The sequence below is a fragment of the Streptococcus agalactiae ATCC 13813 genome, from assembly GCF_000186445.1.
In the GTDB taxonomy this organism is placed as follows: Bacteria; Bacillota; Bacilli; order Lactobacillales; family Streptococcaceae; genus Streptococcus; species Streptococcus agalactiae.
Map to the genome: position 1 here is coordinate 32017 of NZ_GL636070.1, position 7360 is coordinate 39376.

The following is a 7360-nucleotide window of genomic DNA, read 5'->3' on the forward strand; positions in this document are numbered from 1 at the left end:
TTAATGTCTCCTTTAAATTAAATATTTTTCGAGTGTTTGACAGGCTTCCCCGTCTTCCATATAAATATTCCCAGTAGCTTGATACCCAAGTGTCTGGTAGAAATCTTTTGCTGTCAATTCAGCATGTATAGTTAGATAGTGATAACCATTTTCTTTTGCATAATTTTCTAGTGCTATAATAATTTTGGTACCATAGCCGTTACCACGATAACCTTTTAAAGTCGCAATTCGAGTCAAACGAGCTTCTGTTTGAGTTTCAGGAAGAAAGCGTCCTGTTGAAACTGGCTGTTTCCCATCATAAAGAACAGCATAAATAGTATCTTGCTCGTCATTATCATCGAATTCTTCTTCCATTTTTATATTTCTTTCGATAACGAAAACAGAAAAGCGAATATATAGGCTTGCAGCTCTTTGGTAAGGCAAGTGATTGACTAATAGCTTCATAAATTTTAAAGGTCTTCACGTTCAAATGGCATTGACATGCAGCGTGGTCCACCACGCCCACGAACTAATTCACTTCCATTAATCTTAATTAATTTCAATCCTTTGGACTCTAAGATTGCATTTGTGATTGTATTTCTGTTGTAAACGACAACGACACCTGGTGCTATAGTTAATGTATTTGAACCATCATTCCATTGTTCACGTCCAGCAGCGACTAAGTTGTCACCCCCACAACGAATCAATTCCACTTTCTCAACTCCTAGGTTTTTCGCTAGAAGATCTGCCAAATCACCTTTTTCTTCTTCAATATGAAGATCTTGGTTTTCGTAAGTTACAGAGTAAACGCGAAGATCGCCTTCAATTTCTGGGTGAATTGTAAACTTGTCATAGTCAACCATTGTAAAGACTGTGTCAAGGTGCATAAATTTACGATTATTTGCAAATTCAAATGCTAAAACCTTTTTAAAACCTAAATTTTGTTTAAAAATATTGACTAAGAGTTTTTCAATAGAGGCAGCATCAGTACGTTGAGAGATACCAACGGCAAGGACATCTTTAGAAAGGACAAGCTCATCTCCACCTTCAATACGAGTTGTTTCTTCACGTTCATAGACCATAGGGACTTTTCCACCGTACTCTGGGTGATGTGTAAAGATATATTTACCGTATAAAGTTTCGCGATTACGTGTTTCAGAGAACATATGATTTAATGAAACTCCATTCCCAATAGTTGCAAATGGATCACGTGTAAAGTAAAGATTTGGCATCGGATCTATGGCAAATGGATAATTAGATTCGACAAGATCAGTTAGACCTTTTTCAGAAGATGGGATTTCAGGTAGCTCAGACTTTTGGATACCTGCCATAGTTTTTTCGATAAGTTCTTTATTATCTTTGATATTGAGTAATAATTCTCGAATAGCTTTTTTAGTAGCACGACCGCGAACATTTGCTTCGCCAATGTACTCATCGATAAACTGTTCACGAATTTCTTGGTTTGTTAACGACTCGGCAGCAAGATTTTCAAGGTAAAGTACTTCGACTCCTTCGTTGCGAAGTGCTTGTGCAAACGCATCGTGTTCTTTTTGTGCATCTTCCAAAAATGGGATATCATCAAACAAGAGTCTCTCTAAATAATCAGGCATCAGATTTTCTATTTCTTTACCTGGACGGTGTAGCATAACTTTTTTAAGTTTTCCAATTTCTGAGAAAACATGAATTGGATGTGTTTGAGTCATATTTTACTCCTTTCTTAGTTAGAGATTTGTATTGAAACAGGATTTATCTCTATATCTACATTTACATTCTACTTTCTTTTGAATATAAAATAGGGAAGTTATTCGCATTAAAAGTGTTAAGAATGTCACGATTATATCCAAAAAAATTTAAATTTATAGAAATGAAAGCGATTTCTATACAATTTCTTTCTTTTATCGTTGGAAAGTGAGAAATTATTAACCTAAAAAAAATAACGAAAAGTAAAATTTTTACTTTTCGTTTTAATGTTATAGCGTTATTTCACTGTGTTCTTTATCTAATATGATGGTCTGTGTTTTAGCTTTTAGAAAACGATTTGTATTGGTGGCGATAAAGTCCAACGCTTCTTTAAAAATAATTTCTCTTCCATTATCAATTAATTCGATAACTAAAAAAGCATTCTGAGTATTATCGGTAATCATAGTACGTTTTCCATCACGCCAATTAAAACAGCGGCAAACTGCTCCAACATCATCAACATAGGCAAGCTCACCTGAAAGAGTTGGTCTGTTAAAATCTTCGCCAATCAAGTAAAATTCATCACCACCATTGGTAATAGTTAGTTTTAAATCACCTCTAAATGTATCACTATCCTCAGCACCAATAGGTAATCCAAACCTAAGGCTAGCGGCATTATAGATATCAACTAGAGGATTTATACTAGTAATTTCGTTTCCTGAATTAACTCGCTTCAATAATGCTTCGATACTTGAACGTGCACCTTTTTTAGTTTTAAAGGTTTGATATGCTTTGCGATAAGTTTGGATAACTCTGTTTTGACTGAATTCTTTCTCTTGCAAATATTTTTTTGCTAAAGAATAACTATCAGACAGTAACTGTTTAAGTTCTGTTTCAAGGTTCCTGTCCATGTGATAATCTTTGATTAAGATTACCCCAATCTTAGAAGTTGGAAACAAATTCCAGTACGATGAATCAACAATAAATTTAGTCATGAAGGCCTCTCAATTTTTTTAAAAGATATCAGAAGAATTACATTTTCTCAAAAGCGTTTTCAAAATTCAACGAAAAACGTTCTTTCTACGAATTTTTTTGCTATAATGAAGGAGGATTTATCGTGACAAGAAAATTTTATACATTAAAAAATTTTCATTATACAAAAAATGTTCGCATCTAATGATTAGAAAGGTCTAGAAAATCAGGTGATTACAAAAGAACAATATTTTTATTTCAGACAACTAGATGATTTTAAACACTTTACTATTGAACAATTTGACCATATTGTGAGCCACATTAAACATCGTACAGCTCTAAAAAATCATACCTTATTTTTTGAAGGTGATTACCGTGAAAAACTGTTTTTAATCCAGTCAGGACATGTAAAAATTGAACAATCAGACGCTTCTGGTTCTTTTATTTATACAGATTATGTTAGACAAGATACAGTTTTTCCTTATGGAGGTCTCTTTTTGGATGATGATTACCATTTTTCAGCAGTAGCTATTACGGATATTGAGTATTTTTCTCTGCCAATGGCTTTATACGAAGAATACTCTCTTCAAAATATCAATCAAATGAAGCATCTTTGTCGGAAATATTCTAAGCTATTACGAGTTCATGAAATACGACTTCGTAATATGGTGACTTCAAGTGCCAGTATGAGAGTTATCCAATCGCTTGCAACTCTACTTTTGCAAGTTCCTACAGAAAGGGGACATTTACCTTTTCCTATTACAACGATTGAAATTGCCAATATGAGCGGAACTACTCGCGAGACAGTTAGTCATGTTTTAAAGGAATTACGCCAAAAAGATATCGTTGAAATGAAAGGAAAGAAGCTTCTCTATAATAATAAAAATTATTTCAAGAAATTCATTGAATAAGGAGTTTATATGAATAAAAAAGAAACAAGACACCAATTAATTCGTTCCTTAGTCTCTGAGACTAAGGTGCGTACACAACATGAGTTAAGGGAATTACTAGAAAAAAATGGCGTTTCAGTGACGCAAGCAACATTATCTCGAGATATGAAGGAACTTAATTTAATTAAGGTTAACGAAAGCAGTGATAATGCTACAGAAACTTATTATGAGATTCATAGTATATCTCAGAAGCGTTGGGAAGAACGGTTACGTTTTTACATGGAAGATGCCCTAGTCATGCTGTTTCCAGTTCAAAACCAAATCGTTTTGAAGACACTACCTGGCTTAGCTCAATCTTTTGGCTCCATATTAGATTCGATTTTATTACCTGAGATCTTAGCAACTGTCTGTGGTGATGATACTTGTTTGATTATTTGTAATAATAGTGAAGAAGCTCAAAAGTGTTTTGAGAAATTAAGTCAGTATACGCCGCCTTTCTTCTTCTCAAAAAAATAGAAAATTAAGAAGATTTTTTCATTACTTTAAAGAGCTAGAAGCTATTAATTCTATGCTCTTTTTATATTGACAAATGATTTTAGCGTGATATGATAGTAACAATATAATTTTAATGGGATTTTTTATATCTACTATCTAAGAAAAGAGGATTTTTTGATGTCAAATTGGGATACTAAGTTTTTGAAAAAAGGTTTTACTTTTGATGATGTTCTGCTTATTCCTGCTGAAAGCCATGTTTTACCAAATGAAGTTGATATGAAGACAAAGTTGGCTGATAATTTGACATTAAACATTCCAATCATTACAGCTGCAATGGATACAGTTACAGATAGTAAGATGGCTATTGCTATTGCGCGTGCTGGTGGGCTTGGTATCATTCATAAAAATATGTCAATAGTTGATCAAGCAGAAGAAGTTCGTAAAGTTAAACGCTCAGAAAATGGTGTTATTATTGACCCATTCTTCTTGACACCAGATAATACTGTCTCTGAAGCTGAGGAATTGATGCAAAACTATCGCATTAGTGGAGTTCCTATTGTGGAGACACTCGAGAATCGTAAATTAGTTGGAATTATTACTAACCGTGATATGCGTTTCATTTCTGATTATAAACAACTAATCTCAGAGCACATGACAAGTCAAAATCTTGTAACAGCTCCTATTGGTACAGATCTTGAAACTGCAGAGCGTATTCTTCATGAGCATCGTATTGAAAAGCTACCTTTAGTAGATGATGAGGGACGTCTTTCAGGACTTATTACTATTAAGGATATCGAAAAAGTTATTGAATTTCCGAAGGCAGCAAAAGATGAATTTGGACGTCTCTTAGTTGCAGGTGCAGTAGGTGTAACCTCTGATACTTTTGAACGTGCAGAAGCTTTGTTTGAAGCAGGTGCAGATGCTATTGTCATTGATACAGCACATGGACATTCAGCTGGTGTGCTCCGTAAAATTGCTGAAATTCGTGCTCACTTCCCTAATCGCACATTGATTGCGGGAAATATTGCTACAGCAGAAGGAGCGCGTGCACTTTATGATGCAGGTGTGGATGTCGTTAAAGTTGGTATTGGTCCAGGTTCAATTTGTACGACTCGTGTCGTTGCTGGGGTAGGTGTTCCTCAGATTACAGCTATTTACGATGCAGCGGCTGTTGCGCGTGAGTACGGTAAGACTATCATTGCTGATGGTGGTATTAAATATTCAGGTGATATTGTAAAAGCACTTGCAGCAGGTGGAAATGCAGTTATGCTAGGTTCAATGTTTGCAGGAACAGATGAAGCACCAGGAGAAACAGAAATTTTTCAAGGGCGTAAGTTCAAGACATACCGTGGTATGGGCTCAATTGCAGCAATGAAAAAAGGTTCAAGCGATCGTTATTTCCAAGGTTCTGTAAACGAGGCTAACAAATTGGTTCCAGAAGGTATTGAAGGTCGTGTAGCATACAAAGGTTCAGTAGCCGATATTGTTTTCCAAATGCTTGGTGGCATTCGCTCTGGTATGGGATATGTAGGTGCAGCGAACATAAAAGAACTTCATGATAATGCTCAATTTGTTGAAATGTCAGGAGCTGGCTTGAAAGAAAGCCATCCCCATGATGTTCAAATTACAAATGAGGCACCAAATTATTCAGTACACTAAAATAAGGGCAAAAAGCATCCCCTATGAGGATGCTTTTTGTTGCATAAAAGAAACAAATATAGTAAAGTTTTTGTATGAAAAATTATGGAAAAATTTTAAAAGAGTTGAGAGAAGACAAAGGTATATCCCTAAGTTCTCTAGCCAAAAGTGCTCAATTATCAAAATCAACTCTATCACGTTTTGAAAATGGTGAGACACAAATAGGTATTGATAAATTTATTAAAACTTTACAAACGTTGGAGGTTGGGGTAACTATCAATGAAGTATCCATTCTAGATTCAAAAGTTAAGGCTGGAACTTCTAATACTGATTTAGAGCAATTAACTTTACTGGAATCTTATCGAGATAATGAAGATATCATGAGAATTTTCAGTTTCCAAAAACAACAATCCTGTGATAGAATAGAAAGCAATGTTCTCAAAATATTGGCTAAACTTTTTATTTCAAATTTAGGGTTAAATATGAGGCTGCCTCAAGATGAGATTAACCTGGTAGTTACTTATCTGAATGGTGTGACACAGTACAATGATTTTTATTTCAAAGTCATCTGCTATTTTCAAGATATTTTACCTGAAGATGTTATTTTAAATAAGATTAGTAATATGACTAAAGAACAGTTACCTTATTCTAAATCACTGGTCAATTTATTGATAAAACAAGTCATTATAGCTTTGGAAAAAGATAGTGTTGATAAAGCTATAGTATTTGCTGATCTTGCTAATAAAGTTAGTCAATAGATTCTCTAGGATTGAAAATAGGTAATACTTAATATTCCATTGTAAGGAGAAAGAATTGGAAGGTTTACTTATTGCATTGATTCCCATGTTTGCGTGGGGAAGTATTGGATTTGTTAGTAATAAAATTGGAGGGCGTCCAAATCAACAAACATTTGGAATGACTTTAGGAGCATTGCTATTTGCGATTATCGTATGGTTATTTAAACAGCCAGAGATGACTGCCTCATTGTGGATTTTTGGTATCTTAGGTGGTATCCTATGGTCAGTCGGCCAAAATGGTCAATTTCAAGCAATGAAATATATGGGAGTCTCTGTTGCTAATCCACTGTCAAGTGGTGCACAATTAGTAGGTGGAAGCCTAGTTGGTGCTTTAGTCTTTCATGAATGGACTAAGCCAATCCAATTTATTTTAGGATTGACAGCGTTGACATTATTAGTTATCGGCTTCTATTTCTCAAGTAAACGTGATGTCTCAGAACAAGCTTTGGCAACACATCAAGAGTTTTCAAAAGGATTTGCTACAATTGCTTATTCAACTGTAGGTTACATCTCGTACGCAGTTTTATTTAATAACATTATGAAGTTCGACGCTATGGCCGTTATTTTACCTATGGCTGTTGGAATGTGTCTAGGTGCAATTTGTTTCATGAAGTTTCGTGTTAACTTTGAGGCTGTTGTTGTTAAAAATATGATTACAGGTCTCATGTGGGGCGTTGGTAATGTCTTCATGTTATTGGCAGCAGCTAAAGCAGGGCTAGCAATTGCTTTTAGTTTTTCTCAACTTGGAGTAATTATCTCTATTATTGGTGGTATTTTATTTTTAGGTGAGACAAAAACGAAGAAAGAGCAGAAATGGGTTGTCATGGGTATCCTTTGTTTTGTTATGGGTGCTATATTACTTGGTATTGTTAAATCTTATTAAAAAGCAACAGATTAATCTGTTGCTTC

Annotated in this window: 8 protein-coding genes; 5 read left to right on the forward strand and 3 right to left on the reverse strand. The window is 34.6% G+C overall.

Annotated elements, in window-relative coordinates; genetic code table 11:
- Nucleotides 1–12: 12 nt before the first annotated feature.
- From HMPREF9171_RS112715 to HMPREF9171_RS112705, 3 genes are all read right to left on the reverse strand, one after another.
- Nucleotides 13–444, reverse strand: coding sequence for a GNAT family N-acetyltransferase (locus HMPREF9171_RS112715; protein ID WP_000772114.1), 432 nt, complete (start codon nt 442–444; stop codon nt 13–15).
- A gap of 5 nt (nt 445–449) precedes the next feature.
- Nucleotides 450–1682, reverse strand: a complete 1233-nt coding sequence (gene arcA, locus HMPREF9171_RS112710; RefSeq protein WP_000194842.1) for an arginine deiminase — start codon at nt 1680–1682, stop codon at nt 450–452.
- A 267-nt stretch (nt 1683–1949) separates the two neighbouring features.
- On the reverse strand, nt 1950–2654 hold the full coding sequence (locus HMPREF9171_RS112705; RefSeq protein ID WP_000159984.1) for a B3/B4 domain-containing protein: 705 nt from the start codon (nt 2652–2654) through the stop codon (nt 1950–1952).
- Nucleotides 2655–2861: 207 nt separating this feature from the next.
- Between HMPREF9171_RS112705 and HMPREF9171_RS112700 the strand changes: the two genes are divergently transcribed.
- From HMPREF9171_RS112700 to HMPREF9171_RS112680, 5 genes are all read left to right on the forward strand, one after another.
- The gene (locus HMPREF9171_RS112700; protein ID WP_000628848.1) at nt 2862–3542 is read left to right on the forward strand and encodes a Crp/Fnr family transcriptional regulator; all 681 of its coding nucleotides are present in this window, start codon (nt 2862–2864) and stop codon (nt 3540–3542) included.
- A gap of 9 nt (nt 3543–3551) precedes the next feature.
- Nucleotides 3552–4037 (forward strand): arginine repressor, encoded by a 486-nt coding sequence (locus HMPREF9171_RS112695; RefSeq protein ID WP_001034427.1) that lies wholly within the window; start codon nt 3552–3554, stop codon nt 4035–4037.
- 156 nt (nt 4038–4193) lie between these two features.
- The gene (guaB, locus tag HMPREF9171_RS112690) at nt 4194–5675 is read left to right on the forward strand and encodes an IMP dehydrogenase (protein ID WP_000073440.1); all 1482 of its coding nucleotides are present in this window, start codon (nt 4194–4196) and stop codon (nt 5673–5675) included.
- Nucleotides 5676–5749: 74 nt separating this feature from the next.
- Nucleotides 5750–6412, forward strand: a complete 663-nt coding sequence (locus HMPREF9171_RS112685; RefSeq protein WP_001871853.1) for a helix-turn-helix domain-containing protein — start codon at nt 5750–5752, stop codon at nt 6410–6412.
- A gap of 55 nt (nt 6413–6467) precedes the next feature.
- Entirely contained in the window at nt 6468–7334 is an 867-nt protein-coding gene (locus tag HMPREF9171_RS112680; protein WP_000398683.1) for a GRP family sugar transporter, read from the forward strand.
- Nucleotides 7335–7360 lie beyond the last annotated feature (26 nt).